The organism is Aliidongia sp. (assembly GCF_035943795.1).
In the GTDB taxonomy this organism is placed as follows: Bacteria; Pseudomonadota; Alphaproteobacteria; order ATCC43930; family CGMCC-115725; genus Aliidongia.
In genome coordinates this window covers 76,133-102,240 of sequence record NZ_DASZBY010000116.1, presented here as the reverse complement: position 1 = coordinate 102,240, position 26,108 = coordinate 76,133, and the positions used below count along the sequence as shown (strand labels likewise).

The window sequence follows — 26,108 nt, the reverse complement described above, 5'->3', positions numbered from 1 at the left end:
TCCAGCGCCAACCGGCCGGGCATCGTCTCCGGCGTCTCCGGCTACCTGTTCGACCAGGGCTGCAACATCCTGGAGGCCCAGCAGTACGACGATACCGACAGCGGCAAGTTCTTCGCGCGCATCCGCTTCAACCGCGCCGACGAGGCCGCCCAGACGATCGATGCGGTGCGCGACGGGTTCGCGACGGTGGCACGGCACTTCGCGCTGAGCTGGCGGATCCGCGCCCGCGACGAGCGGCGGCGCGTCATGCTGCTGGTCTCCAAATTCGACCATTGCCTGGCCGACCTGCTGTACCGCTGGCGGATCGGCGAGATCCCGATGGATATCGTCGGGATCGTCTCGAACCACCCGCGCGAGACCTATCCCCACCTCGATTTCGACGGCATCCCATTCCACTACCTGCCGGTCACCAAAGAGACCAAGCGGCGGCAGGAAGCGCAGATCCTCGACCTGATCGCCGCGACCGCGGCCGAGACGACCGTGCTCGCCCGCTACATGCAGGTGCTGTCCGACGAGATGTCGGCCGAACTGTCCGGCCGCTGCATCAACATCCATCATTCCTTCCTGCCGGGCTTCAAGGGCGCCAAGCCCTATCACCAGGCCCAGGAACGCGGGGTAAAGCTGATCGGCGCCACCGCGCATTACGTGACGGCGGACCTGGATGAGGGTCCGATCATCGAACAGGACGTCGAGCGGATCAGCCACCAGGATTCGGCCGAGGACCTGGTCCGCAAGGGCCGCGACATCGAGCGCCGCGTGCTCGCCCGCGCACTCGCCTGGCACCTCGACGACCGCGTGCTGGTGAACGGGCATCGCACCGTCGTGTTCCGGGACTGACCCTAGGGACGCCTGGACCGTCGGACGGCACTCTCCAGCAGGATCAGCGCGAGGCCGCCGAACAGGACGATGCCCGCCAAATCGGGTGGCAGACCCAGGCGCGGCAGGATCTGCCAGGTCACGCCCAGCCACAGCAGGATCGCCACGGCGAACAGGCCGTCATCGACGAACAGGCCGTAGGCCTCGCGCAGGATCGTCCCGAGCCAGCCCATCAGGCGGCCCGTTTCCGGCAGACGGGAACGGCGATCAGGGCGGCGGCGAGGAAGCCCGCGATCAAGCCGGGAATGGACCAGTCCCCACGCGGCCAGGTGAGGCCGATGCCCTCGCCGACCCAGAAGGCGCCGAAGGCCGAGAGCAGGACGCCGACGATGAATTTGAGCTGGTTCTCGGGGATCCTGGTCAGCGGCTTGTGCACCAGAATGCCCAGCAGCACGACCGCGATCAAAGCCGCGAGCGCACCCAGGATAGCGGGCAGCAGCAATCCCTGACCGCCCGCACCGACCGCGATCACGATGAAGACGACCTCGATCCCTTCCAACATGGTGATCTTGAAGGCGGCGGCGATCGCCACCCGATCCCAGCCACGATCTCTGGTGCCGAGGCCGCTGAGGGATGCGGTTTCCTTCGCGAAGGCCGCCGCCTCGTCGTGCAACGGGATCACGCCCGCGGCCCGCAGGATCGCCTTGCGCAGCCAGCGCATGCCGAACAGCAGCAGCAGGGTGCCGACCACCAGTTGGACCGGACCCAGGGGAATCCGGGTCAGGGCCGGCCCCAGGATGAGGATCATCGCCAGCAGCACCAGCAAACCCGCCCCGGCACCCGCCAGCGCGCCGCGCCAGCCGCGGACCGTGCCGACCGCGAGCACCACCGTCAGCGCCTCGACGAACTCGACCGTCGAGGCGAGGAACGCCGCCACCAGGGTCGGGCCGACATGCGCCCATTCGATCGACATCGCGTCGCCCCATCGCCTTGTGACTTGCCCTGCGGAATATATACCCTGGTCGATCGCTTGCGCACGACCTTGGTCGGCGCGCGGCAAATCAACAGAAAAGATAAAGCCGTAACATTTTATTGAAGACGGTAGAAATCCGTCATAGCGTGGTGCCCGGGAAGCATGGAGCCGCGCGGTCATGGTTGAAAACCTGCTGGAGGTGATGACCGAGCGCGCGGCCGGGCTGACCAAGCTCGAGAAGCGGGTCGCCGCCTATCTGACGGCCAATCCCGACGCCGTGCTGATCGAGACCAGCGCCGCGATCGCCGAGCGCTCGGGTGTCAGCGCCATGACCGTGACCCGCTTCTTCAAGAAGCTGGGCTTCGAGAATGTGGCCGCCGCCAAGAAGGTCACCAGGCGCCAGGTCTATGGCCCGTCGGTCAGCCGGATCGGCAGCAGGTTCGACGAATTCCAGAAGGGCCGCGCATCGCTCGACAACGACGTGCAGTACCAGGCGGCCGTCGCTTCCATGCGCAAGGTCTGCGAGTACCGCACGAAGCCGATCTGGCAGGACATCACGCGGCTGGTCGCCGAGGCGGACAGCGTATTCGTCACCGGGTTCCAGACCATGAGCTACCTCGCCACCGGCCTGGCGTTGCGACTGGGCTATGTGCGGCCCAACGTCCATGAACTCGACGGCGGCGACGGCGTCTATGCCAAGGTCCTGACCGATCCGGCGCCGAAGCGGACGCTGATCCTGATCGACGTGTTCCGTTATGGCCGCAACGGTCCGGTGCTGGCCAGGGCGGCGCGCGACCAGGGCGCGGACGTCATCGTGTTCTGCGACGAATTCTGCCACTGGGCTGCGGAAATTACGCCCCATGTGGTGGCTTTGCCGGCAGACTCCGATTTCCTGTTCCGCTCGACCCTGGGCATCCATTTCGCGCTCAGCCTGCTCACGCTGGACGTCGCCGACCGGCTCGGCGACGCGGTGAAACGTCAATTGGACCGGCTGTCCGACGCCCAGGAGCTGTTCGGGCAATACATGAAGTAGTCGAAACCAGAAAAAGCATACGATCTCAACATCCTTAACAGGGGGCTTTCCGACATGTCAGATGCAAGCAAGATAGTGGCGGCCATCACCGTCCTGGCCGCCGCGGCCGCGGCACCCGCCGCCTGGGCGGCCACCGCCAAGGACGTGCTGGTGATCGGCAAGTCCGCCGATCCGCAGACGCTCGATCCCGGCGTAACCGTCGACAACAACGACTGGACCGTCACCTACCCGGCCTATCAGCGGCTGGTCCGCTACAAGACCGAGAACGGCAAGGGCCTGACGAGCGTCGAGGGCGACCTCGCCACGAAATGGACCGTCTCGGCCGACAATCTGGCGTGGGATTTCACGCTGAAGCCGGGCAACAGCTTCGCCGACGGCACGCCGGTCGATGCCGCCGCGGTCAAATTCTCGTTCGACCGGCTGTTCGCCCTGAAGCAGGGACCGTCGGAAGCCTTCCCGGACGGGACCGTGGTCACGGTCGTCAACCCGACGACGGTGCATTTCCAGCTGAAGACGCCGTTCGCGCCGTTCCTCTACACCTTGGCCAACAACGGCGCCGCCATCGTCAACCCGAAGGTCATGGAGCATCAGAAGGATGGCGACCAGGCCCAGGGCTGGCTGTCCGGCCATACCGCCGGCAGCGGACCCTATCAGCTGACCAGCTGGGAGAAGGGGCAGAGCATCGTGCTCGAGCCGAACCCGAAGTTCGCCGGCCCCAAGCCGCCCTTCTCCAAGGTCATAACCAAGATCGTCGCCGAAGCGTCGGCGCGGCGCCTGCAGCTCGAGGGCGGCGACCTGGACATCGCCGAGGATCTGCCGGGCGACCAGCTCGACGCGTTGAAGAAGGCCGGCAACGGCATCACGGTCAGCGAGTATCCGAGCCTCAAGGTCACGTATCTCTACCTGAACAACAAGCGGCCCCCGCTCGACAAGCCGGAGGTGCGGCGCGCGATCGTTGCCGCCATCGACGATGGCGCGATCATCGACGGCATCCTGCTGGGCAAGGGCAAGCCCATGGGCGGCCCGATCCCCGAAGGCATGTGGGGCTACGATGCCTCGATCAAGCCGGCGGCCCATGATCCGGCCGCGGCGAAAGCACTGCTGAAGTCCGCCGGCGCCGAGAAGATCAAGCTGAGCTTCGTGATGTCGAACAAGGATCCCAATTGGGAGCCGATCGCGCTCGCGACCCAGTCCAACCTGGCAGAGGTCGGCGCCACCGTGTCGATCGAGAACATCGCCAACGCCACGTTCCGCGAACGCCTGGGCAAGGGCGATTTCGACATCGCCATCGGCAATTGGAGCCCGGATTTCTCCGACCCCTACATGTTCATGAACTATTGGTTCGACTCCGGCAAACAGGGGCTGTCGGGCAACCGCTCGTTCTACTCCAATCCCAAGGTCGACGAACTGGTGCGCAAGGCGGCGGTCGAGTCCAACCAGGCGGAGCGCACCAAGCTGTACCAGGAAGCCCAGAAGATCACCGTCGCCGACGCGGCCTACGTCTACCTGTTCCAGAAGAACAGCCAGGTGGCGCTGCGCAGCGACGTGAAGGGCTTCGTGTTCAATCCGATGCTTGAACAGATCTACAACGTCGACGAGATGTCCAAGTCCAAGTGATCCGGGCCGGGGCGGCAGCGCTTGCGCCGTCCCGGCAATCCTTCTCGTCGGGAACGGACGGTGCCCCGTTCCGGCCCGCGCAGAGCGAGCGGCCATGTCCTTTCTGAACGTCATCCGTCGCCGCCTGGGGTTCCTGTTCCTCGTGGTCGTCGGCGTCTCTCTCATCACCTTCGCGATCTCGCACATGATCCCGGGCGACCCGGCGCGGCTCATCGCCGGCGAACGGGCATCCGACCAGATCGTCGCCCATATCCGCGAGACCCTGCGCCTCGACCGGCCGCTGTGGGAGCAGTACGCCCACTATGTCCGCGACCTGCTGCACGGCGACCTCGGCACCTCGATCCGCACCGGCCGTCCGGTTTCGGGCGACATCACCGCCTTCTTTCCCGCCACGATCGAGCTGGTGGTAGCCGCCCTGCTGTTTGCCATCGCGGTCGGCGTTCCGCTGGGCGTCATGTCGGCGGTGTGGCGCGACCGGCCGATCGACCATCTGGTGCGGACCATCGCCGTGACCGGCATTTCCACGCCGGCGTTCTGGCTGGGACTGCTCGTCATCCTGTGCTTCTACGGCCGGCTCCACTGGTTGCCCGGGGGCGGCCGGATCGACCAGATGGTGGCGCCGCCCCCGCTGATCACCGGATTCTACCTGGTCGACGCCCTGCTGGCCGGCGACGGGGTCGCCTTCGCCAGTGCCTTGCGCCACCTGATCCTGCCGGCGCTGACCCTGGGCTTCGTCCATGTCGGCGTCGTCGCCCGACAGATCCGCTCGGCCATGCTCGACCAGTTGAACGAGGATTACGTCCGGACCGCGCGGGCCGGCGGCCTGTCGCGGCTGCGCGTGGTGCTGGGCCATGCCCTGCCGAACGCGCTCATCCCGTCGGTCACCGTGCTGGGCCTCGCCTTCGGCGACCTGCTGTACGGCGCCGTGCTGACCGAGACGGTCTTCGCCTGGCCCGGCATGGGCTCCTATGTGGTGGCATCGATCCAGTCGCTGGATTTCCCGGCGGTGATGGGCTTCACCATCGTCGTCTCGTTCGCCTATGTGTTCGTCAACCTGTCGGTCGACCTGATCTATCTGGCGCTCGACCCGCGCATCACGGACATCGGCTGACATGGCATCCCCGACCTCCGCCCCTGCGGCCGCGGTGCCTCGCGCCTGGATCGACTGGGGCTACCTCGCCTATCGGCTGCGGCGCAGCCCGCTCGCCGTCGTCGGGCTGGTCATGATCCTGCTCGTGTTCCTGGCCATCACGCTCGGCCCGCAATTCCTGCCGTTCGAGCCGAACATGGTCAATCTGCGCGCCCGGCTGGCGCCGCCCTCGGCGGTCCACTGGTTCGGCACCGACGAGGTCGGTCGCGACATCTTCGCCCGCGTCCTCTATGGCGGACGCATCTCGGTCTCGATCGGCTTCTTCGTGGTGTTCCTGGCCGGAACGATCGGCACCGTGATCGGCGGCCTGTCGGGCGTCGTGGGCGGACGCATCGATACGATCGTCATGCGCCTGATGGACGTCCTGCTGTCGGTGCCGTCGCTCGTCCTCACCATGGCGCTCGCCGCCGCCCTCGGACCCAGCCTGTGGAATGCCATGCTGGCCATAGCACTGGTGCGGATCCCGGCCTATGTCCGCCTGTCGCGCGGCCAGACGCTCACGATCCGCGAGGCCGCCTACGTCAAGGCGGCGCGCACCTTCGGCGCCAGCCCCTGGCAGATCCTGCGCTGGCACGTCGCCGCCAACGCGCTGCCGCCGATCATCGTGCAGGCGACGCTCGACCTGGGCGCCACGATCTTGATGGCGGCGGCCTTGAGCTTCATCGGCCTCGGCGCCCAGCCGCCAGCGGCGGAATGGGGCGCCATGATCTCGGTTGCGCGCAACTATATCCTCGACCAATGGTGGTACTCGGCCTTTCCGGGCTCGGCCATCCTGTTCACCGCCATCGGCTTCAACCTGCTCGGCGACGGTCTGCGCGATCTCACCGACCCGAAACAGAAGGTCCGCTGATGGTTGCGTCCGAGAGCCATGTCCTCGACATCCGGGATCTGACCATCGAGTTCCCGGTCTATGGCGGCGCCGTGCGCGCGCTGGACGGCGTGACCCTGTCGGTCGGGGCCGGCGAGATCGTCGGCGTCGTCGGCGAATCCGGCTGCGGCAAGTCGGTCATGGCCATGCTGTCCCTGCGGCTGCTGCCGGACGGCCGCTACCGGGTCATCGACGGCGGGGTTTCGCTGCTGGGCCATGACGTGCTGGCGGCGCCGGAGCGGGAGCTGGTCCGGCTGCGCGGCGGCCAGGCCGCCATGGTGTTCCAGGAGCCGCTGACCGCGCTCAACCCGACCCGGCGGATCGGCCGCCAGATGATCGAGGTGATCCGCCGCCATCGGCCGATCGACCGGGCGGCGGCCAAGACCCTGGCGATCCGGCTGCTGGGCGACATGCGCATCGCCGATCCGGCTGAGATCATGGAGCGTTATCCGTTCGAGCTGTCCGGCGGCATGCGCCAGCGCGTGCTGATCGCGCTCGCCTTTTCCAGCGAGCCCGCCATCGTCATCGCCGACGAACCGACCACGGCGCTCGACGTGACGGTGCAGCGGCAGGTCCTGTCGCTGCTGCGCCGCCGGGCCCGGCGATCGAACGCCGCCATCCTGTTCATCACCCACGACATGGGGCTGGTCTCGCAATTCACCGACCGGGTCTATGTCATGTATGCCGGCCGCATCGTCGAGACCGGCCCGACCGACGCCGTGCTGTCGGCGCCCGCCCATCCCTATACCCGCGCCCTGCTGGAAGGCTTGCCCGAGCAGGCGACACCCAAGGCGCTGCTGCGGGCCATCCCCGGCAACGTGCCGGACCTGCGGCAGCCGCCGATCGGTTGCGGCTTCGCCAATCGCTGCAGCCATGTCTTCGGCAAATGTGCCGAGCGGCCGCCTCTGGCGCCGGTTTCGGGCGCGGAGGGGCGCCGAAGCGCCTGCTGGCTCGACAGCCTGGGGAGTGCAGAGGCATGACCGCCGACGCCCGCGGCCCGTTGAGCGTCGAGCACCTGACGGTGCATTTCCCCGTCGGCCGCGATTGGCGCGGCCGGCCGACCGGGCATGCCCATGCCCTGAACGGCATCGATTTCGCACTCGCCCGCGGCGAGACCCTGGGCATCGTCGGCGAATCCGGCTGCGGCAAGAGCACGCTCGCCCAGGTGCTGATCGGCCTGGTCAAGCCGACCGGCGGACGGATCCATGTCGAGCAGGTCGCGGGCGCCGCCGGCAGCGTGCAGCCCCAGATCGTCTTCCAGGACCCGAATTCCTCGCTCGACCCGCGCATGCGCGTCTGGCGCGTCATCACCGAGCCGGTGTTCCTGCGCCAGCGGGCGGCCCGGCAGGACCTGCGCGCCCTGGCCGAACGGCTGGCCGCCCAGGTCGGCCTGCGCCCCGAACATATCGACCGCTATCCCCACGAGTTTTCCGGCGGCCAGCGCCAGCGCATCGCCATCGCCCGCGCGCTGGCGGCGGATCCGCAGGTCGTCATCCTGGACGAGCCGACCTCGGCACTCGACATCTCGGTGCAAGCCCAGATCCTGAACCTGCTGGTCGAGCTGCAGCGCAGCCACCGGCTGACCTACCTGTTCATTTCCCACGATGTCGCGGTCATCCGCCACATCGCCGACCGGGTCGCCGTCATGTACCTGGGCCAGATCGTCGAGATCGGCGAGGCGGCGGAATTGCTGGGCCATCCGCGACACCCCTATACCAGGCTGCTGCTCGACGCGGTGCCGCGCATCGGCCAGCCCGTCGACGACGACGACATGGTGGAAACCCAGGAACTGCCGTCCAACCGGAACCTGCCGACCGGCTGCTTCTTCCGCGACCGCTGCCCGGTCGCCGGCGAGGGATGCGATCGGCCGCAAAGACTGGAAGCGGTCGAGAATGCCGGTGCCGCCCACCTCGTGCGCTGCCATCGCGCCCAAGGCGACCTCCCCGCAACATGATGTGAAAATCTTTCTCTACATTCACAAACGTTGCATTCGCAAATGATGCTGCTACAATATTCCCAACGCCCATCAGGCCGGGCAGCCGCGCCTGATCCTGGGGCGGCTTTGGGGAGAATGCCGAAATGCCGGACGAACCGATCGTCATCGTCGGCGGTGGAATTGGCGGATTGGCGACCGCGCTCGCCGTCGCCGGAACCGGGCGGCGGGTCACCGTGCTGGAGCGGGCGGCACAGCTGCGGGAAATCGGCGCCGGCATCCAGCTCGCCCCCAACGCCTTCCATGCGCTCGACCGGCTGGGAGTCGGCGAAGAGGCCCGCGCCATTTCGGTGTTCGTCGATCACCTGCGCCTGATGGACGCGCTGACCGGGGAGGAAATCACCCTGGTCGACCTGATGGAGCCGTTCCGCCGCCGCTTCGGCAACCCATACGCCGTCGTGCACCGCGGCGACCTGCATGGCGTGCTGTTGCGCGCCTGCGAGGCCGACCCCGCGATCGAACTCCGGACCGGCTGCGACGTGGTCGGGTACGACCAGGACGGCACGGGCTCCGTCGCCCTCCTGCGGTCCGGCGAACGCATCCGCGGCCGCCTGGTGATCGGCGCGGATGGGCTGAAATCGGCGATCCGGCAGCAGATGATCGGCGATGGCGTCCCGCGCATCGCCGGACACACGACCTATCGCTCGGTGATCCCGACCGAACTGATGCCGGAAGACCTGCGCTGGAACGCCGCCACGCTCTGGGCCGGACCGAAATGCCATCTGGTGCATTACCCGCTGTCCGACTGGAAGAGCTTCAACCTCGCCATCACCTGCCACAACGACCCGGCGGAGGCCTTCGCCGGCCGGCCGATCGATCATGACGACGTGATGGCGGGCTTCGCCAGCGTGCATCCGCGCGCCCAGGCGATCATCCATCACGGGCGGAACTGGCGGGCGTGGGTGATCTGCGACCGGGATCCGGTGGAGAACTGGATCGACGGCCGGGTCGTGCTGCTGGGCGATGCGGCCCATCCGATGCTGCAATATTTCGCCCAGGGCGCCTGCATGGCGTTGGAGGATGCGGTCAGCCTGGCGCAAAACCTGGCCGACCATCCGGACCGGATCGAGGCGGGCCTGGAGAGCTATCGGGCCGATCGGCTGTTGCGTACCGCCCGCGTGCAGTTGCAGGCCCGGGAGCTGGGCACCCACGTCTACCACCCGGCCGGCGCCCACGCCCTGCTGCGCAACCAGATGATGCGCGGGATGACACAGGATAAATTCTGCGACACTCTCGCCTGGCTCTACGACACCCAAGCTCAACCATCGAGGCCCTGACGATGAAGCTTTTCTACGGTCCCGGCACCTGCGCGCTCGGCATCCACGTGATCCTCGAGGAAATCGGCAAGCCCTACGATCTGCAGAAGATCGATTTCGCGACCAAGGAGCAGTACTCGGACGCGTTCAAGGCGATCAATCCCAAGTCCAAGGTGCCGACTCTGGAGCGGGACGACGGCTCGATCCTGACCGAATTCCCGGCGATCGCCACCTGGCTCGCCCGCACCAACCCGGAGGCGAAGCTGCTGCCGGACGATGTCGACGGCCAGGTCCGCGCGCTCGAGGCGATCGACTATGTCGTGGCCACCTTGCACATGCAGGGCTTCTCGCGGCTGTTCCGTCCGGAAAACTTTGGTGCCGACCAGGATGCGGTCAAGGCCAAGGGCCGGGACATCGTCGCGAATGCCTTTGCCCTGATGGACAAGGCCTTGGAGGGCAAGGACTTCCTGCTCGGCACCTTCTCGATCGCCGACGCCGCCCTGTTCTATACGGAGTTCTGGGCACGCGAACGCATGAAGCTGGACCTGCCGGCCAATTGCCTGCGCCACTACGAGACGATGCGCGCCCGGCCGGCGATCACGAAAGCGCTGGCGGCCGAGGGCTTCGGCGCGTAACGACGCAACGATTGTCGACACAAGCGTTGCAGGTCGAAAGGTTGTGAGGCTATCGTTGCTCCGAAACTTCGTCGGAGCAACGTCGCCTTGTATCGTCCGTCCCGCGCCCTGCCCTATCTGCTGGCCCGCCTGGGCGTGCGCATGGGCGAGCTGTTCGCCCGCGAGCTGAAGCGCGACGACCTGACCCTGCCGATGTACCGGGTGCTGGCGTTCCTGGCCGAGGAGAACGGCGTCCAGCGCCTGGGCGACCTGGCAGTGCTGACGGTCATGGAAATGTCGACCCTGTCGCGGCTCGTCGCCACCATGCAGCGCCGGGGTTTGGTGACGCGCGTGCGTCCCGAGAACGACCAGCGTAGCCTGCATGTCGGCCTGACCGATGCCGGCAAGGTCCTGGTTACCCGCTTGCAGCCGCGCGCCCACTATTACGAGCAGGTCGCGACCGGCGCGCTCAGCGCCGCCGAGATCGATGCGCTCAAGGCGACGCTGAACGTGATTTACCAGAACGTCGACATGCTCGAGGCCGAACTGGACGCCTGGGACGCCGCCGAGGCCGCCAAGCCCAAGGCGCGACGCAAGGCGGCGTCCGACTAACTGCGGACGAGTTGAACCTCCGGCGCCTGCGGACCGCGCAGCCCGAGCGACGCGATGGTGCCGGCACCGACCAGGGCCGCGATACCCAACGTCCAGAACATCGCCTGCGACCCATGGGTGGCACTCTGCAGCAGCCCGGCGACGAACGGACCCAGGATGGCGCCCACGCGTCCCACGCCCAGTTCCATGCCGACCGCGGAAGCACGCATTCCGGTCTCGTAGCTGCTGGCGGTGAAATTGTTCAGCACATGCTGGGCGCCGACGATGAAGAAGCCGGAGGCCGCGACCGAGACCAGGTTGACGACATGGCTGTCGGCGAACAGCAGCACCAGTACGCTGAAGCCACCGACCAGCCACCAGGTACTGAGGAACCGCGTGGCGCGTGACGGCCGCCGGTCGACGATGCCGGCCAGGGTCAGCCCGCCCAGGAAGCTGGTCATCTGCATCAGCGCGCCGAAGCCGAACGAGGCCGCGAAACTCTCGCCCCGCTGCATCATCACGGTCGGGATCCAGCCGGTCAGGCCGAACACGCAGAACAGGCTGAGGAACGACGTCGCCCAGATCGTCAGCGACACGCGGCGATAGCGCGGCTCCAGCAACGCCGCGATCGGATTGCGCACGCGCGGCACAGGCGGCAGCACCAGTGCAGCCGCGGCATAGCTCGCGGCCCGTTCCGGCCGCAGCCGGCCAAGCAGGGCACGCAATTCCTCGGTCCGGCCTTTCGCCGCCAGGAAGCGCGGGCTTTCCGGCAGGACGGCCTGCAGCACGAAGGTCAGCGGGATCGACAACGCGCCGACCCAATAGAGGATTTCCCACCCGAAGCGCGGCGTCAGGAATACGCCGACCAGGCCGGCGACCGTCCCGCCCAAGGACCAGCCGAGCGTCACGCCCCACAGCGAGAAGACGTTGCTGACGCGCCGCGGCGCCAGTTCGTTGATGTAGGTGGTCCCGAGCGGCAGCAGCACGCCGAGGCCGATGCCGGTCAGCATCCTCATGCCGCAGAACACCGCGAAACCATGCCCCAGCAGCGGTGTCAGCAGGGTGAACAGGTTCACCAGCCACAGGCCGGCGATCATCGTCCGGCGTCGCCCCAGCCGGTCCGCAACCGCGCCATGGCCGGCGGCGCCGACCAGGAACCCGACCAGTCCGCTGCTGACCAGGAAGCCCGCCTGGCCTGGTGTCAGGCCCCAGGGGCCGGCGACATAGTGGATCACATAGGCCGGATTGAAGGTGTCATAGCCGTCGAACATGGTCATGAGCGTGATCAGCACGCCCAGGGTGCGATGCAGCCGGCCAACCCGCGCCTCGCTCAGTTCCGTCTCGACGTTGACCTGGGTTTCCGTATGCATGGCGCGCCTCCCCTATCCGATTTTTTCAGATAATGATTTCCGTCGGCATTGTTGTCAATGCAACATTCCCATTGACAACAATGCCGACGGAGGCGCCTCATTCGGGAAATTCGCCGACGAGGCGCTAAGGAAGGACCGGAAGATGCAGGGCAAGATCGCGCTCGAGGAGCATTTCGCGCTCGACGAAACGGTGAATGACAGTGCGGGCTTTTCGCCGGAGAGCGACTGGCCGGAACTGAAGGCCCGCCTGCTCGACATCCAGGATCGCCGCCTCAGCGAGATGGACGCCCACGGCATCGAGATGATGCTGCTGTCGCTCAACGCTCCGGCGGTCCAGGCCATCCGGGTCAGCGCGCACGCCATCGGCCTGTCGATGCGCGCCAACGACTTCCTGGCCGAGCAGGTGCAACGCCGCCCCGATCGCTTCCAGGGCCTGGCGGCCTTGCCGATGCAGGACCCTGAGGCGGCGGCGCGCGAGCTGGCCCGCTGCGTGAACGAGCTGGGCTTCAAGGGCGCGCTGGTCAACGGCTTCACCCAGGTCGCCGAGCATGACGATGCCGTCTATTACGACGGCAAGGCATTCTGGCCGTTCTGGGCCGAGGTCGAACGGCTGGACGTGCCGTTCTACCTGCACCCGCGCAACCCTCTCGCCAAGGATGCCGCGCTCTACGAGGGGCATCGCTGGCTGATGGGGCCGACCTGGGCGTTCGGCCAGGAAACCGCGGTGCATGCGCTGCGCCTGATGGGATCCGGCCTGTTCGATGCCCATCCAAAGCTGCAGATCATCATCGGGCATATGGGCGAGGGGCTGCCCTATTCCATGTGGCGGGTCGACAACCACAACAAGTGGATGAAGGAACAGAACCGCTATCCGGCCAAACGCAAGATCGCCGAGTATTTCCGTGAGAACTTCCACATTACGACCTCGGGCAATTTCCGCACCCAGACGTTGATCGACGCGATGCTGGAGATCGGCGCCGACCGGATCCTGTTCTCGGCCGACTGGCCGTTCGAGAACATCGACCATGCCGCCGCCTGGTTCGACACGACCGCGATCGCCGAGAACGACCGCTACAAGATCGGGCGCGGCAACGCCCGGTCGCTGTTCAAGCTCGACTGACCCGCCATGCCACCGTTCACCTACATGGCTTGGCCGGTCCGGGTGCTGTTCGGGTCCGGCACGGTCGCCGAACTGCCGCAGGAGATCCGGCGGCTGGGCCGCCAGCGCGCCCTCGTGCTGTCGACGCCGCAGCAACAGGCGGCGGCGCTGCGTCTGGTCGAGCAGTTGGGCACGCTGGCGGCCGGCCATTACGCCGGCGCCACCATGCATACGCCGGTGGCGGTCACCGAGGACGCCCTGGCGCTGGTCTCCCGGATCGATGCCGATTGCATCGTCTCGCTCGGCGGCGGGTCGACCGTCGGCCTCGGCAAGGCCTTGGCCCTGCGCACGGACCTGCCGCAGATCGTCATCCCGACGACCTATGCCGGCTCCGAGGCGACCTCGATCCTCGGCCAGACCGTCGACGGCAGGAAGACGACCCTGCGCGACCCGAAAGTGCTGCCGGAGGTCATCCTCTACGACGTCGACCTGACCCTGACACTGCCCGGTCCGCTCACCGCCGTGTCCGGCATGAACGCGATCGCCCATGCGGTCGAGGCGCTGTATGCGTTCGACGGCAACCCGGTGGTCTCGCTGCTGGCGGAGGAAGGCATCCGGGCGCTCGCCCGCGCCCTGCCTCGCCTGGCGACGACGCCCCACGACCGCGAAGCGCGCAGCGACGCACTCTATGGCGCGTGGCTGTGCGGCTCCGTGCTGAATGCGGCCAGCATGGGGCTGCACCACAAGCTGTGCCATACCTTGGGCGGCGCCCTCGACCTGCCGCATGCCGAAACCCACACGGTCATCCTGCCCCATGCCGCCCGGTTCAATGCCGGGGCGGCACCGGAGGCGATGGCCCGGATCGCCCGCGCGCTCGGCACGGCGGACGCCGCCCAGGGCCTGCTCGACCTGGCGATAGCGCTGGGTGCGCCATCGTCGCTGGCGGCGCTCGGCGTGCGCGAGGCGGACCTCGACCGGCTCGCCGCATTCGCGGCGGCCGTGCCCTATCCCAATCCCAGGCCGATCTCCGAGCCGTCGATCCGCGCCCTGCTGGGCGATGCCCATCGCGGCGCACCGCTGCGCCCCCTTGCCGACAGGAACCCCGCCCGTGCGTGACTTCGACGAGACGAACATCACCGCGGCCGTGCTCGACCGTTTCACGGCCACGCCCGATCCGCGCCTGAAACAAATCATGCAGAGCCTGGTGCGGCATCTGCACGATTTCGCCCGCGACGTCGAACTGACGTTCGAGGAATGGCAATACGCCATCGACTACCTGACCCGCACCGGCCGGATGTGCACCGACAAGCGGCAGGAATTCATCCTGCTGTCGGACACGCTCGGCCTATCCATGCTGGTCGATGCCATCAACCATCGCATGCCCGACGGCGCCACCGAGACGACCGTGCTCGGCCCGTTCTACGTCGCCGGACCACCGGAATTTCCGCTAGGCGCCGACATCGCCGGCAGCCTGCCGGGTGAACCGCTGTTGGTCGACGGGTCGGTCAGCGGCGCCGACGGCCGGCCGCTGGCCGGTGCGATCGTCGACGTCTGGCAGGCCGACCGGGACGGGTATTACGACGTGCAGCGCCCGGAACTGGAGACCGCTCTGCTGCGCGCCCGTTTCCATACCGGCGCGGACGGCAAGTTTTCCTTCAAATCCGTCATGCCCTCGTTCTACCCGATCCCCGACGACGGGCCGGTCGGCGACATGCTGCAGGCGACCGCGCGCCATCCCAATCGTCCGGCCCACATCCATTTCATGATTGCGGCCGAGGGCTACCAGACGCTGGTGACCCATGTCTTCGCGGCCGACAGCCCGTACCTGGATTCCGATGCGGTATTCGGCGTGAAGAATTCGCTGATCGCCGATTTCACCCGGCACGATTCGGGCGACGGCCGGATGACCGGGCCGTTCCGCTTCCTCACATACGATTTCGGCCTGAAGCCTTCCGGAAAATAAGCTCGAGGAGATGCCGCATGTCCGAGAATGATCCCTTCAAGAACGTCGCGCTGCTCGCGGCCCGCATCCTGTTCACCCCGCTGTTCTATTACAGCGGCATCGGCAAGATCCTGGCGTTCAGCGTGACCGCGTCGCGCCTGCCGGGCGGGGGTGGCATGTTGGGCAAGGTGCTGGCGGCCGGCGCCCTGTCGATCGAACTCGGCTGCGGCACGGCGGTGCTGCTGGGCCTGCTGGCCCGGCCGGCGGCGAGCATCCTGATCGCCTTCACCTTCGCGGCCACCTTGATGTTCCATCAGTTCTGGGCGGCGACCGATGCCACGGTCGTGTCGCAGACGGTGAATTTCCTGAAGAACCTGGGCCTGATGGGCGGCTTGGGCCTGATCGCGACGTTCGGTCCGGGCAACTATTCCCTGCAGGCGATCCTGCTGCGTCCCAGACAGGCGGCTTGACGCAGAGCCCGTCAGGGCAGGTTCTCGCGGAAGATGATGCTGATCCGGATCGGCTCGACGCCAGCCATCGGCTCGCGCTGATCGCGCAGGTTGGTGAAGATCCGGATGCAGTTCGACACCATCGACGGCGGATCCTGGGTGATCACGGCGTCGAGCGTGCCGTCGATCAACAGGCTTCGGGTGTCCGGCGTCAGGCCATGCCCGACGAACACCGCCTGGCGGTCCCGCCCGGTTTCCTTGAGTGCCCGGCCGATACCGCCGGACCCGCCGCCGATGTTGTAGAGCCCTACCAGGTCGCCATGCTGCGCCAGCAGGCTGCGGGCTTGGCGGTAATTGTTGTTGGCATCGTCGTGCCCTTCGCGCAGGCCCACCACGCCCAGCGACGGGAACATCTCGCGCATCACGTGCAGGAAGCCCATCTCGCGTTCCTCGTGCCCGCGATAGCTGAGGCTGCCGGCGATCATCGCGACCTGGCCGCCGCGCGGCCCCAGCAGGCGCCCAACCAGGTAGCCGGCGGTCCGGCCCGCCGCCCGATTGTCCATGCCGACATAGGCCGCCCGCCGGGAATTCGACAGGTCCGAGATCAAGGTCACGACATGCACCCCGCGCGCGGCCAGCGCATTGACGGCCTCGCGCACCACGGGATGTTCCAACGCCATGAATGCGATCCCGTCGGCGCCCTTGCCATAACGCAGCAGGCTTTCGGCCAGAACCTGCGGGTCGAAACTGTCGATGAAGTGGCAGCGGCAGCGCACGTTGAACGGCGACAGCACTTCCTCGGCATTCCGGATGTATTCGCCCAGCATGCGCAGATAGCGGTTCGTGCCGGCCGGTAGCAGGAACTCGAGACGCATCGGCGACGGGGCGAGGCTGGCGAAGAGATCGGCTTCCGACAGGTAGCCCAGCTCCCGCGCGGCGGCCCACACGCGTTGCACCGTCGCCTCGCGCACGCCAGGACGGCGGTTCAGCACGCGGTCGACCGTGGCACCCGACACGGCGGCCCGGCGTGCGACATCCCCGATCCGCGCCCGACCGGTCATCGGTTCATTTCCCGGCGCGATTTCACATCAAAAACCATCATTATGATGGTTTGACACATCCCGTCGATCGTCAATATTTTTGCTCAAAATCCGGAGTGATGGCGCATCAAATTGCATCATCGATAAAGTCATTTGGAGGGAAGCGTCAATGGCCGTTCTGTCCCGGCGTACCGTTTTGCAATCGCTCGCGGCTGCGCCCTTCGCGCTCGCGGCCCCCGGCGTGGCGCGCGCCGCGGAATTCACCCTCAAATACGGCAACAACCTGCCGCTGACCCACCCGCTGAACATCCGTGCGCAGGAAGCGGTCGACCGGATCAAGGCGGAGTCCAAGGGCCGGGTCGAAATCACGATCTTCCCGGACAACCAATTGGGTGGCGATACCGACATGCTGGCCCAGGTGCGCAGCGGCGGCATCGATTTCTTCACGCCGTCGGCCCTGGTCGTGGCGACGCTGGTACCGGTCGCGGCGATCAATGCGGTGGGCTTCGCCTTCGCCGACTACGATCAGGTGTGGGCCGCCATGGACGGCAAGTTGGGCGCCCATGTCCGCGACGCCATGGCCAAGATGCACCTGCACGCGTTCGAGCGCATGTGGGACAACGGTTTCCGCCAGACCACCAGCAGCAAGCAGCCGATCGAAACGGCCCATGACATGAACGGCCTGAAGATCCGCGTGCCGGTCAGCCCGCTCAGCATCGCCATGTTCAAGGCGCTGTCGGCCTCGCCGGTCAGCCTGCAGTTCAGCGAAGTCTATACGTCGCTGCAGACCAAGATCGTCGACGCGCAGGAGAATCCGCTGCCGATCATCCAGGTGGCGAAGCTCAACGAAGTGCAGAAATACTGTTCATTGACCAACCATATCTGGGACGGTTTCTGGTTCATCGCGAACGGCCGTACCTGGGAGCGGCTGCCGGACGACCTGAAGACCATCGTCGCCGGCGCGATCAACGATGCCGGGCTGAAGCAGCGCGACGACATCCGCAAGCTGAACGAAACCGTCCAGGCCGACCTGCAGGCCAAGGGCCTGGCCTTCAACAAGCCGGCGGCCGACAGTTTCCGCGCTGCCCTGCGCGATTCGGGCTTCTATGCCGACTGGAAGGGCCGCTTCGGCGACGAGGCTTGGGGCCTACTGGAGCAGTCCGTGGGCAAGCTGGCCTAGCGGTGGCCGTTGTGACCGCCATGTCCCGACAGGGTCGGACGCCAGCCCGTCTCCGCGGTCTCGCGGCGGCGGCCGGACGGGTCGAGTCCGCGCTCGCCGTCACGGTCGAGGCGGCGGCGGCCCTGCTGGTGCTGACGGAAATCCTGGTGCTGTTTTCCGGCGTCGTCGCCCGCTACGGGTTCCAGCACCCGCTGGTCTGGTCGGACGAGCTGGCGTCGATCCTGTTCCTGTGGCTGTCGATGCTGGGCGCGGTCATCGCGCTTCGCCGCGGCGAGCATATGCGCATGACCGCACTGGTCAGCCGCTTCGGGCTCCGCTCGCGGGTGTTGCTCGATACGTTCGCGATCGCGGCCTCGCTGGCCTTCCTGGTGCTGATCGTGAGGCCGGCCTGGGACTATGCCAGCGAAGAGGCCGACATCGTGACCCCGGCGCTCGAGATCAGCAGTGCCTGGCGCGCGGTGGCCCTGCCGGTGGGCATCGGCCTGATGATCCTCGCCGCTGCCCTTCGGCTGGTCCGGGTCGGCACCCTGGGCGACCGGCTGGTAGCGCTCGGCGTCACCGCCGCCATCGTCGCCGCCTTCTGGCTGGCCGGGCCGGTGCTGGCGCCGCTCGGCAAGGCCAACCTGGTCATCTTCTTCGTGGTCGGGGTCGGCGCCACCGTGTTCGCCGGCGTGCCGATCGCCTTTTCCTTCGCGCTCGCCACCTTCGGCTATCTGGCGCTCACCACCCAGACACCGATGCTGGTCATGGTCGGGCGGGTCGACGAAGGCATGTCGCACCTGATCCTGCTGGCCGTGCCGCTGTTCGTGTTTCTGGGCCTGCTCATCGAGATGACCGGCATGGCCAAGGCCATGATCCAGTTCCTGGCGAGCCTCTTGGGCCATGTGCGCGGCGGCCTGTCCTATGTGCTGCTGGGCGCCATGTACCTGATCTCGGGCATCTCCGGCTCCAAGGTCGCCGACATGGCAGCGATCGCGCCGATGCTGTTTCCCGAGATGGTGAAGCGTGGCGCCAAGCCCGGCGACTTGGTGGCGTTGCTGGCCACGTCCGGCGCGCAGACCGAGACGATCCCGCCCAGCATCGTGCTGATCACCATCGGTTCCGTCACCGGGGTCTCGATCACGGCGCTGTTCACCGGCGGCCTGCTGCCGAGCCTCGTGCTGGGCATCGCCCTGTGCAGCGTCGTCTGGTGGCGCTATCGCCGCGAGGACCTGAGCCACGTCAAGCGCCACAGCCGGTCGGAGATCGCGCGGCTGCTGGTCGTGGCATTGCCGGCGCTGCTGCTGCCGTTTGTTATCCGCGCGGCAGTCGTCGAAGGCGTGGCGACGGCGACCGAGGTGTCGACCATCGGCATCGTCTATTCGGCGCTGGTCGGCCTGCTGGTCTACCGCCAGTTTCCGTGGCGGCGGCTGGTGCCCATGCTGGTCGAGACCGCATCGCTGTCGGGCGCCATCATCTTCATCATCGGCTGCGCCACGGCGATGGCCTGGGGCCTGACCCAGTCGGGCTTCTCGCGCGACCTGGCCCATCTGATGGCCGGCATCCCCGGTGGGGCCTACGGCTTCCTCGCCATCTCCATCCTCGTCTTCGTCGTGCTGGGCAGCGTGCTCGAAGGCATTCCGGCCATCGTCCTGTTCGGACCGCTGCTGTTCCCGATCGCGCGCCAAGCCGGGGTCCACGAGGTGCATTACGCCATGGTCGTGATCCTGGCGATGGGCATCGGCCTGTTCTCGCCGCCGTTCGGCGTCGGCTATTACGGCGCCTGCGCGATCAGCAAGATCAGTCCCGACGAAGGCATCAAGCATATCTGGGCCTATGTCGCGGCATTGCTCGCAGGCCTCGTCATCGTCGCGGCCGTGCCCTGGCTGTCGACCGGCTTCCTCCCTTCCTGATCCGTTTCCGGAGTACGCTCATGAGTCGCTTTTTCGGCCAGATCCGCCAGGCCGGCTTCGTCGTGCCGGACATCGAGGCCGCCATGGCCTATTGGAGCGAGGTGCTGGGCATCGGCCCCTGGTTCTATAACGAGCGCGTGCCGATCCGGAACTACCGGTTCCGCGGCGAGAGCTACGAGGTGCACAACTCGGTGGCGCTCGCCAATTCGGGTCCGCTGCAGATGGAACTGATCCAGACCCGCAACGGCGCGCCGTCGATGTACCGCGAATTCATGGACCGCGGGAATATGGGCCTGCAGCATGTCGCCTATTGGACCCAGTCCTACGACGACGATCTGGCCAGGCTCGAACGGCAGGGCTTCAGGCCGGTCATGAGCGGCGAGGTCGGCGAGAAGGGCCGCTTCGCCTATTTCGACCAGGGCGACCATCCGGGCGTGCATCCGGGCACGGTCATCGAACTGTCGGAGGTCGCCGGCCCCAAGGGCAAACTGTTCGACCTGATCCGTGCCGCCGCCGAGGGCTGGGACGGGCGCGACCCGGTCCGTCCCTTCCCCGACCTGGCCACGCTCTGACCATGATGGCGGACCGTCTGGAAGCGACCTACCTGATCGAAACGCCGCTGGACCCGGCCAAGGTGGCCGAGGTGCTGGCCGGCGAACAGAGCAGCGGCACCTTCGTGCGCGTGGCGGGCGAGACCGACGACCTGCGCGCCCGCAGCCGCGCCACCGTCGAGCGGATCGAGACGCTGGAGCCGGCCGCAACGCCCAGCCTGCCCAACGCCTTGCTCGATCGAAAGCGCACGGACGGCGTCTGGCACCGGGCGCGCGTGACCGTGTCGTTCCCGACCGCCAACATCGGCACCAACCTGCCGACCCTGGCCGCGACCGTGGCCGGCAACCTGTACGACCTGGGCGAAACGACGGGGGTGCGCCTCGAGCACATTCGCCTGTCGCCCGAATTCCGTGCGCGCTTCGAGCGGCCGCGCCATGGCGTGGCCGGCACCCGGGCCCTGACGGGCGTTGCCGAAGGGCCGCTGATCGGTACGATCATCAAGCCGAACGTCGGCCTCTCGGCCGAGGCGACCGGCGACCTGGTCGGCGACCTGTGCGCGGCCGGCATCGATTTCATCAAGGACGACGAGGTCTGCGCGGACCCGGCCCATGCGCCGATCGGCGAGCGGATCCGGGCGGTGATGGACCGGGTGCGGCGCTGGCGCGACCGGACCGGCAAGGCGGTCATGGTCGCCTTCAACATCAGCGACGAGCACGAGGCGATGCGGCGCCATGCCGAGCTGGTCGCCCGCGAGGGCGGCAGCTGCGTCATGATGAGCCTCAACTGGTGCGGATTTTCGTCGGTCCAGGCGATCCGGCGCGAGACCGGCCTGGCCGTCCACGGCCATCGCAACGGCTTCGGCATGTTCTCGCGCGCGCCGGCGCTCGGCATGGATTTCCAGCCCTACCAGCTGCTGTGGCGCCTGGCCGGCGTCGACCACATGCATGTCCACGGGCTGCAGGGCAAATTCTCGCAAAGCGACGACGAGGTCCGAACGTCGGCGCGCGATTGCCTGACCCCGCTTGCGGATCCGAACGATCTCGACGACCGGGTCATGCCGGCTTTCTCGTCAGGGCAATGGGCCGGCACCCTGCCGATCACCCTGGAGACGGTGCCGAGCGCCGACCTGCTGTTCATGGCCGGCGGCGGCATCCTGGCCCATCCGGGCGGAGCGGCCGCCGGCGTGCGCAGCCTGCACCAGGCCTGGGACGCGGTCCGGACGGGACAAAGCCTGACGACGGCGGCGCTCACCTCACCGGAATTGCGCGACGCCCTCGCCTTCTTCGGCCATTGACGCCGCGATGTCGGGCTTGAAGCTCGCCTGGTACGGCGACGATTTCACCGGCGCCAGCGACACGCTCGCCACCCTGGCCCAGGCCGGCCTCAGGGCTTTCCTGTTCCTGGACGTGCCCAGCGCCAAGCAATTGGCGGCGGTCGGCGACCTGGACGCGCTGGGCATCGCCGGTGCGGCCCGGGCCATGGCGCCGGACGCGATGCGGCGCGCACTCGAACCGCTCGCCCGGTTCCTGGCGGTCAGCGGGGCGCGGGTCCTCCACTATAAATGCTGCTCGACCTTCGACAGCGCGCCGCACGTCGGCAACATCGCGACGGCGATCGAAACGCTCCACGCGCCGCTCGCCAACCCGTTCGTGCCGATCCTGGGCGGGCAGCCCAGCCTGGGGCGCCATTGCCTGTTCGGTCAGCTTTTCGCCGTGTCGGAAGCGGGTGGGCCGGCCCATCGGATCGATCGGCATCCGACCATGCAGCACCACCCGGTCACGCCGATGGACGAGGCCGACCTGCGCCGGCACCTCCGCCGGCAGGGCCTGGCACCGATCGGCTTGATCGACTGGCGCGCGTACGGCCGTCCGGCGGCAGAACTGGACGAGATGCTGGACGGGCTGCTCGCGACCGACGCCACGATCCGGCCGATCCTGCTGGACGTCGGCACCGAGGCTCACCTGGGCATGATCGGCCGGCTGCTGTGGGAGCGGGCGCGGGCCGCACCGCTGCTGGTGGTCGGTGCCAGCGGCGTGGCCCAGGCCCTGATCGATCACTGGCAGCTGAACCGTCGCGCCCGGGATGGGCGCATTGCGCCGGCACGCGGTCCGGTCTTCCTGCTGGCCGGCAGCATGTCGCCGGTCAATGCGCGCCAGATCGCCGCGACCGGGGCCTATGTGAAGGTGCCGCTGGATGCGATGCGGCTGGTGCAAGACGACCCGGCCTACGTTCCGGAGATCGAGACCCGCATCGCCGAACTGCTGCGTGACGGCCGGCACGTCCTGGCCCACACCGCGGCCTCGACCGGCACGGTCGCCGAGGTCCAAAGCCTGCTGGCGTCAGCCTGCGCACGGCTGCTGCGCCGGGTGCTGGAACGCCATCCCGTGTCGCGCGTCGGCATCGCGGGGGGCGACACGTCGAGCCACGCGGTCCAGGCCCTGGCGCCCTGGGGTTTGATCTGGCTGGGCCAGTTCGGCCCCGGCGTCGCTCTGTGCCGCCTGCGCGCCGACGATCCCGCGTTCGACGGGCTGGAAATCATGCTGAAGGGCGGTCAGATGGGCGGCACGGACCTGTATGACGCACTGATCGCCGGTACTCCTTGACGACGGTCAGGCCGCCGTGGCGAACGGAACCGGTATGGACTTGCGGCGGCGCCAGAGCAGCCAGCCGACGATCGCGAGATTGAGCGCGTTCCACAGCACGCCGTTGAGGAAGGCCATGCGATACGAGCCGGTGACGTCGAAGATCACGCCGGAGAAATAGCCGCCGAACGCCATGCCGACGATCGTCGACGAGACGAGGAGGCCGATCTTCGCGCCGGCTTCGCGTGGCGGCAGCAATTCGCGGCAGATCACGGCATACATCGGCACGATGCCGCCCTGGAACAGGCCGAAGATGCCGGAGACGACGTAGAGCGACGTCAGCCCGTCGAAATAGAGGTATAGCAGCAGCGCCACGCCCTGCATGAGCGAGCCGATCAGCAGCGTCGCCGTGCCGCCGATGGCATCCGCCACGAAGCCGGAGCCGATGCGCGACACGATGCCGAGGAACAGCATGAGCGACAACATCTCGGCACCGCGCGCGACGCCGTAGCCGAGGTCGCCGCAATAGGCGACGATATGGACCTGCGGCATCGACATGGCCGTGCAGCAGGAAAATCCCGCCAGCATCAGCAAGCCGATGAGCAGCCGCCGCGAAACGCCGACGTCGACCACGGAAGCCTTGGTCGCATTATCAGCCTCGGTCATCATGCGCGCGGACGGGCGCCGCCGCAGGAACAAGGTGGCCGGCAGCAGGGTCAGCACGATGAACCCGCCGATCGCCATATAGGTGCCGCGCCAGCCGATCAGCGGCATGAGCGCGTTGATGATCAGCGGCCATAGGGCCCCGGCCAGGTAATTGCCGGAGGCGACGATGACGACCGCCAGGCCGCGCCGCTTGACGAACCAATGGGAGATATCCGCCATCATCGGCGCGAACCCGCCACCGGCGCCGATGCCGATCAGCAGCAGATGTACGGCCGAGAACATGACGAGGCTGGGCGCCAGCCCGGCCAGCACGAAGCCCAGGGCGAGGCAGACGCACGCGATGAGCATCGGCACCATGATGCCGACGCGATCCGCCAGCCGCCCGAGCGTGATCGTCCCGAAGGCGAAACCCAGCATCGTCAGGGTATAGGGCGCCGAGGCCGCCGCGCGGTCGACGCCGAACTCGGCCTGCACCTTCGGCAGGACGACGATGACCGCCCACATCCCGACCCCGGCCAGGGTGGCGACGAGCAGCGAAACGCCCATTCGGATGAAGGCATAGCGGCCGTCGGGCGCGTAATCGTCCGCAGCGGCGGCAGGTGTCTGGGTGGAAAGGTTCATGGCGCGACTTTGGGCGAAGCTGACCGGCGTGGCAAGTTGGCCCGAGACCTCCCCTACCGGCTGTGCGCCTGGGCCGTGCCGTTGACCATGCCGAGGCTGGCGGCGTCGAGCGACGTGTCGAGCGACAACGCGGTCAATTCATAGGCCCGGCGGAAATCATCCATGTGCTTGTGCATCCAGGTGCGCGCGCCGGGCGCGTCGCCGGCGACGAGGCAGTCGAAGATGTAGCGATGGGCGTCGAGCACGCGCCGATAGGTCTTGAGCCGCGGCAGGATGATCCGACCGGCCGGGATGAACAGCGACGTCACCGGTTCGTGCGCCAGCGCCAGCACGCGGTTGCCGCAGACGTTGGCGAGGATCTCGTGGAAGGCCCGGTCGAGCCCGACGAAGCCGTACACGTCGGCCGGCCGGCCGGTCTCGATACCCTCGACCTCCGCCGTCATGGCCGCGATGTTGGCGGACAGGTCGGCCAGGCCCTTTTCGTCGATATGCCCGGCCGCCCGCTCGGCGATCGCGGGTTCGAGCACCATCGAGGCTTCCCAGAGTTCACGGAACGTCACCATGTGCAGGATCAGGGCACGGCTGGCCGACGAGGCGAGATCCAGGTAATGGGGCACCGAGATGCGCGGGCGTTTGCCGCCATCGCGCTCGACCAGGCCGCTCTGCTCCAACAGCCGGATGCCCTCGCGCACCGTCGATCGGTTGACGCCGAACTGCTCGGCCAGCTGCGTTTCCGCCGGCAGCGGATCGCCGACGCGCAGGCGTCCCGCCAGAATCTGCCGTTCGATCGCGTCATAGACCAGACGATAGGCCGGTGCACGTTCGATCCGGCTGAACTCATGTTCCTGCACGTCGGGTCCTTGGCTGTGTCTCGTGATTTCCAAGATAGCCCTTTCCGCCATCGCTCGCCGCTCCCTTGACGGGGTCGCTCGCGATGATACAGTAATTGGAATTGTCCGACAAACGGACTGTTGGCCAGTATGGCGCCCGGAGGAACGTGTGAGCGAATTGGTCGGCGACACGAATGTCGCGGTAAGCTGGGACGGCTCGATCGCCCGGCTGACCCTGACGCGCGCCGACAAGCTCAATCCGCTGGACTGGGCCACGGTGCGGGAGCTGAAGGCCGCGATAGCGGCGCTCGAGGCGCGGTCCGACGTCTATGCGGTCATCGTGACCGGGCGCGGCCGCAGCTTTTCCGCCGGCGGCGACCTCGACGGTTACATCGAGCTCTATCGCCATCCGGACCGGTTCACCGGCTTCCTCGACGATTTCTTCCGGATGCTTTGCGCCATCGAGGCCTCGTCCAAGATCTACATCGCGGCGATCAATGGCGTGTGCGTCGCGGGCGGGCTGGAGCTGCTGCTGGCCTGCGACCTGGTGGTCGCGACCGCTTCCGCCAAGATCGGCGACGGCCATCTGAATTTCGGCCAGCTGCCGGGGGCCGGCGGTTCGCAACGGCTGCCGCGCGCCGTGGGGCTGCTGCGCGCCAAGCACCTGATGCTGACCGGCGACCTGTTGACCGCCGAGCAGGCACAGGCGATCGGCCTGGTCAACGAAGTGGTTCCGGATGGCGAGCTGGAGCCCGCGGTGACGGCGCTTGCAGCCCGCCTGGGCGAGAAGAGCCGCGCCGGGCTGCGCGGGGCCAAGCACCTCGCCAACCTGACGCTGACCACGGACCTCGAGACGGGCCTCAGGCAGGAAATCGATTTCGTCCACCGCTACGCCACGACCGAACCCGACGCGACCGAAGGGCTGGTCGCGTTCAAGGAAAAGCGCAAGCCGGTGTTCTCGAGCTGATCGAAGG

Annotated in this window: 26 protein-coding genes; 20 read left to right on the top strand and 6 right to left on the bottom strand. The window is 67.5% G+C overall.

Going from position 1 to position 26,108, the window contains the following annotated elements; all coding sequences use genetic code 11:
• Window positions 1–837 (top strand): formyltetrahydrofolate deformylase (purU, locus tag VGV37_RS22990; RefSeq protein WP_326882108.1); only part of this gene is annotated, 837 nt, incomplete at its 5' end.
• A gap of 2 nt (window positions 838–839) precedes the next feature.
• Here the strand turns inward: purU and VGV37_RS22985 are convergent.
• Both VGV37_RS22985 and VGV37_RS22980 read right to left on the bottom strand, forming a co-directional pair.
• Complete coding sequence (locus VGV37_RS22985; protein ID WP_326882107.1) at window positions 840–1,049, bottom strand: hypothetical protein; 210 nt, start codon at window positions 1,047–1,049, stop codon at window positions 840–842.
• On the bottom strand, window positions 1,049–1,789 hold the full coding sequence (locus tag VGV37_RS22980) for a hypothetical protein (RefSeq protein WP_326882106.1): 741 nt from the start codon (window positions 1,787–1,789) through the stop codon (window positions 1,049–1,051). Before VGV37_RS22980 ends, VGV37_RS22985 begins: the two co-directional genes overlap by 1 nt.
• Before the next feature lie 178 nt (window positions 1,790–1,967).
• On the opposite strand from VGV37_RS22980, the gene VGV37_RS22975 reads away from it, so the two are divergent.
• The 9 genes from VGV37_RS22975 (at window position 1,968) to VGV37_RS22935 (ending at window position 10,932) form a co-directional block, all read left to right on the top strand.
• Complete coding sequence (locus VGV37_RS22975) at window positions 1,968–2,822, top strand: MurR/RpiR family transcriptional regulator (protein WP_326882105.1); 855 nt, start codon at window positions 1,968–1,970, stop codon at window positions 2,820–2,822.
• A 54-nt stretch (window positions 2,823–2,876) separates the two neighbouring features.
• Window positions 2,877–4,439, top strand: coding sequence for an ABC transporter substrate-binding protein (locus VGV37_RS22970; RefSeq protein WP_326882104.1), 1,563 nt, complete (start codon window positions 2,877–2,879; stop codon window positions 4,437–4,439).
• A 94-nt stretch (window positions 4,440–4,533) separates the two neighbouring features.
• Window positions 4,534–5,550 (top strand): ABC transporter permease, encoded by a 1,017-nt coding sequence (locus tag VGV37_RS22965; RefSeq protein ID WP_326882103.1) that lies wholly within the window; start codon window positions 4,534–4,536, stop codon window positions 5,548–5,550.
• Window position 5,551: 1 nt separating this feature from the next.
• Window positions 5,552–6,439: a D,D-dipeptide ABC transporter permease gene (gene ddpC, locus VGV37_RS22960; RefSeq protein ID WP_326882102.1), complete on the top strand. Its 888-nt coding sequence runs from the start codon at window positions 5,552–5,554 to the stop codon at window positions 6,437–6,439.
• A complete protein-coding gene (locus VGV37_RS22955; protein WP_326882101.1) occupies window positions 6,439–7,437 on the top strand; it encodes an ABC transporter ATP-binding protein in 999 nt (332 codons plus the stop codon). The genes ddpC and VGV37_RS22955 overlap by 1 nt, the downstream gene beginning before the upstream one ends.
• Entirely contained in the window at window positions 7,434–8,411 is a 978-nt protein-coding gene (locus VGV37_RS22950; protein ID WP_326882100.1) for an oligopeptide/dipeptide ABC transporter ATP-binding protein, read from the top strand. The genes VGV37_RS22955 and VGV37_RS22950 overlap by 4 nt, the downstream gene beginning before the upstream one ends.
• Window positions 8,412–8,536: 125 nt before the next feature.
• Window positions 8,537–9,727 carry a 3-hydroxybenzoate 6-monooxygenase gene (locus tag VGV37_RS22945; RefSeq protein WP_326882099.1) on the top strand — a complete coding sequence of 397 codons (1,191 nt, stop codon included), beginning with the start codon at window positions 8,537–8,539 and terminating at the stop codon, window positions 9,725–9,727.
• Between the two features lie 2 nt (window positions 9,728–9,729).
• The gene (locus VGV37_RS22940; protein WP_326882098.1) at window positions 9,730–10,341 is read left to right on the top strand and encodes a glutathione S-transferase family protein; all 612 of its coding nucleotides are present in this window, start codon (window positions 9,730–9,732) and stop codon (window positions 10,339–10,341) included.
• 87 nt (window positions 10,342–10,428) lie between these two features.
• Entirely contained in the window at window positions 10,429–10,932 is a 504-nt protein-coding gene (locus VGV37_RS22935) for a MarR family winged helix-turn-helix transcriptional regulator (RefSeq protein ID WP_326882097.1), read from the top strand.
• On the opposite strand, the gene VGV37_RS22930 is transcribed toward VGV37_RS22935, so the two are convergent.
• A complete protein-coding gene (locus tag VGV37_RS22930) occupies window positions 10,929–12,281 on the bottom strand; it encodes an MFS transporter (protein WP_326882096.1) in 1,353 nt (450 codons plus the stop codon). The two genes, VGV37_RS22935 and VGV37_RS22930, sit on opposite strands and share 4 nt — an antisense overlap.
• Before the next feature lie 142 nt (window positions 12,282–12,423).
• On the opposite strand from VGV37_RS22930, the gene VGV37_RS22925 reads away from it, so the two are divergent.
• The 4 genes from VGV37_RS22925 to VGV37_RS22910 are packed head-to-tail and all read left to right on the top strand — an operon-like array spanning window position 12,424 to window position 15,792.
• Window positions 12,424–13,401, top strand: coding sequence for an amidohydrolase family protein (locus VGV37_RS22925; RefSeq protein WP_326882095.1), 978 nt, complete (start codon window positions 12,424–12,426; stop codon window positions 13,399–13,401).
• A 6-nt stretch (window positions 13,402–13,407) separates the two neighbouring features.
• Window positions 13,408–14,496: a maleylacetate reductase gene (locus tag VGV37_RS22920; RefSeq protein WP_326882094.1), complete on the top strand. Its 1,089-nt coding sequence runs from the start codon at window positions 13,408–13,410 to the stop codon at window positions 14,494–14,496.
• A complete protein-coding gene (locus tag VGV37_RS22915; RefSeq protein ID WP_326882093.1) occupies window positions 14,489–15,343 on the top strand; it encodes an intradiol ring-cleavage dioxygenase in 855 nt (284 codons plus the stop codon). Before VGV37_RS22920 ends, VGV37_RS22915 begins: the two co-directional genes overlap by 8 nt.
• A 17-nt stretch (window positions 15,344–15,360) precedes the next feature.
• Complete coding sequence (locus VGV37_RS22910) at window positions 15,361–15,792, top strand: DoxX family protein (RefSeq protein WP_326882092.1); 432 nt, start codon at window positions 15,361–15,363, stop codon at window positions 15,790–15,792.
• Window positions 15,793–15,803: 11 nt separating this feature from the next.
• On the opposite strand, the gene VGV37_RS22905 is transcribed toward VGV37_RS22910, so the two are convergent.
• The gene (locus VGV37_RS22905) at window positions 15,804–16,832 is read right to left on the bottom strand and encodes a LacI family DNA-binding transcriptional regulator (protein WP_326882091.1); all 1,029 of its coding nucleotides are present in this window, start codon (window positions 16,830–16,832) and stop codon (window positions 15,804–15,806) included.
• A 148-nt stretch (window positions 16,833–16,980) separates the two neighbouring features.
• Between VGV37_RS22905 and VGV37_RS22900 the strand changes: the two genes are divergently transcribed.
• The 5 genes from VGV37_RS22900 to VGV37_RS22880 are packed head-to-tail and all read left to right on the top strand — an operon-like array spanning window position 16,981 to window position 23,038.
• Window positions 16,981–17,991, top strand: a complete 1,011-nt coding sequence (locus tag VGV37_RS22900; protein WP_326882090.1) for a TRAP transporter substrate-binding protein — start codon at window positions 16,981–16,983, stop codon at window positions 17,989–17,991.
• Window positions 17,992–18,011: 20 nt separating this feature from the next.
• A complete protein-coding gene (locus VGV37_RS22895) occupies window positions 18,012–19,883 on the top strand; it encodes a TRAP transporter large permease subunit (RefSeq protein WP_326882089.1) in 1,872 nt (623 codons plus the stop codon).
• A 20-nt stretch (window positions 19,884–19,903) separates the two neighbouring features.
• Window positions 19,904–20,455 carry a VOC family protein gene (locus VGV37_RS22890; RefSeq protein WP_326882088.1) on the top strand — a complete coding sequence of 184 codons (552 nt, stop codon included), beginning with the start codon at window positions 19,904–19,906 and terminating at the stop codon, window positions 20,453–20,455.
• 2 nt (window positions 20,456–20,457) lie between these two features.
• Window positions 20,458–21,729: a ribulose-bisphosphate carboxylase large subunit family protein gene (locus tag VGV37_RS22885; RefSeq protein ID WP_326882087.1), complete on the top strand. Its 1,272-nt coding sequence runs from the start codon at window positions 20,458–20,460 to the stop codon at window positions 21,727–21,729.
• Window positions 21,730–21,736: 7 nt separating this feature from the next.
• Window positions 21,737–23,038, top strand: coding sequence for a four-carbon acid sugar kinase family protein (locus VGV37_RS22880; protein ID WP_326882086.1), 1,302 nt, complete (start codon window positions 21,737–21,739; stop codon window positions 23,036–23,038).
• A 6-nt stretch (window positions 23,039–23,044) separates the two neighbouring features.
• Here VGV37_RS22880 and VGV37_RS22875 read toward each other — a convergent pair whose 3' ends face one another.
• On the bottom strand, window positions 23,045–24,304 hold the full coding sequence (locus tag VGV37_RS22875; RefSeq protein WP_326882085.1) for an MFS transporter: 1,260 nt from the start codon (window positions 24,302–24,304) through the stop codon (window positions 23,045–23,047).
• A 53-nt stretch (window positions 24,305–24,357) separates the two neighbouring features.
• Window positions 24,358–25,188 (bottom strand): FadR/GntR family transcriptional regulator, encoded by an 831-nt coding sequence (locus VGV37_RS22870; RefSeq protein WP_326882084.1) that lies wholly within the window; start codon window positions 25,186–25,188, stop codon window positions 24,358–24,360.
• Window positions 25,189–25,303: 115 nt separating this feature from the next.
• Here VGV37_RS22870 and VGV37_RS22865 point away from each other — a divergent pair, with 115 nt between their 5' ends.
• Window positions 25,304–26,101, top strand: a complete 798-nt coding sequence (locus VGV37_RS22865; protein ID WP_326882083.1) for an enoyl-CoA hydratase/isomerase family protein — start codon at window positions 25,304–25,306, stop codon at window positions 26,099–26,101.
• Window positions 26,102–26,108 lie beyond the last annotated feature (7 nt).

Coding starts and splice junctions, on each gene's coding strand:
- VGV37_RS22985 (WP_326882107.1), bottom strand. CDS start 1,049: ATGGGCTGGCTCGGGACGATCCTGCGCGAGGCCTACGGCCTGTTCGTC.
- VGV37_RS22980 (WP_326882106.1), bottom strand. CDS start 1,789: ATGTCGATCGAATGGGCGCATGTCGGCCCGACCCTGGTGGCGGCGTTC.
- VGV37_RS22975 (WP_326882105.1), top strand. CDS start 1,968: ATGGTTGAAAACCTGCTGGAGGTGATGACCGAGCGCGCGGCCGGGCTG.
- VGV37_RS22970 (WP_326882104.1), top strand. CDS start 2,877: ATGTCAGATGCAAGCAAGATAGTGGCGGCCATCACCGTCCTGGCCGCC.
- VGV37_RS22965 (WP_326882103.1), top strand. CDS start 4,534: ATGTCCTTTCTGAACGTCATCCGTCGCCGCCTGGGGTTCCTGTTCCTC.
- ddpC (WP_326882102.1), top strand. CDS start 5,552: ATGGCATCCCCGACCTCCGCCCCTGCGGCCGCGGTGCCTCGCGCCTGG.
- VGV37_RS22955 (WP_326882101.1), top strand. CDS start 6,439: ATGGTTGCGTCCGAGAGCCATGTCCTCGACATCCGGGATCTGACCATC.
- VGV37_RS22950 (WP_326882100.1), top strand. CDS start 7,434: ATGACCGCCGACGCCCGCGGCCCGTTGAGCGTCGAGCACCTGACGGTG.
- VGV37_RS22945 (WP_326882099.1), top strand. CDS start 8,537: ATGCCGGACGAACCGATCGTCATCGTCGGCGGTGGAATTGGCGGATTG.
- VGV37_RS22940 (WP_326882098.1), top strand. CDS start 9,730: ATGAAGCTTTTCTACGGTCCCGGCACCTGCGCGCTCGGCATCCACGTG.
- VGV37_RS22930 (WP_326882096.1), bottom strand. CDS start 12,281: ATGCATACGGAAACCCAGGTCAACGTCGAGACGGAACTGAGCGAGGCG.
- VGV37_RS22925 (WP_326882095.1), top strand. CDS start 12,424: ATGCAGGGCAAGATCGCGCTCGAGGAGCATTTCGCGCTCGACGAAACG.
- VGV37_RS22920 (WP_326882094.1), top strand. CDS start 13,408: ATGCCACCGTTCACCTACATGGCTTGGCCGGTCCGGGTGCTGTTCGGG.
- VGV37_RS22910 (WP_326882092.1), top strand. CDS start 15,361: ATGTCCGAGAATGATCCCTTCAAGAACGTCGCGCTGCTCGCGGCCCGC.
- VGV37_RS22905 (WP_326882091.1), bottom strand. CDS start 16,832: ATGACCGGTCGGGCGCGGATCGGGGATGTCGCACGCCGGGCCGCCGTG.
- VGV37_RS22900 (WP_326882090.1), top strand. CDS start 16,981: ATGGCCGTTCTGTCCCGGCGTACCGTTTTGCAATCGCTCGCGGCTGCG.
- VGV37_RS22895 (WP_326882089.1), top strand. CDS start 18,012: ATGTCCCGACAGGGTCGGACGCCAGCCCGTCTCCGCGGTCTCGCGGCG.
- VGV37_RS22890 (WP_326882088.1), top strand. CDS start 19,904: ATGAGTCGCTTTTTCGGCCAGATCCGCCAGGCCGGCTTCGTCGTGCCG.
- VGV37_RS22885 (WP_326882087.1), top strand. CDS start 20,458: ATGATGGCGGACCGTCTGGAAGCGACCTACCTGATCGAAACGCCGCTG.
- VGV37_RS22880 (WP_326882086.1), top strand. CDS start 21,737: ATGTCGGGCTTGAAGCTCGCCTGGTACGGCGACGATTTCACCGGCGCC.
- VGV37_RS22875 (WP_326882085.1), bottom strand. CDS start 24,304: ATGAACCTTTCCACCCAGACACCTGCCGCCGCTGCGGACGATTACGCG.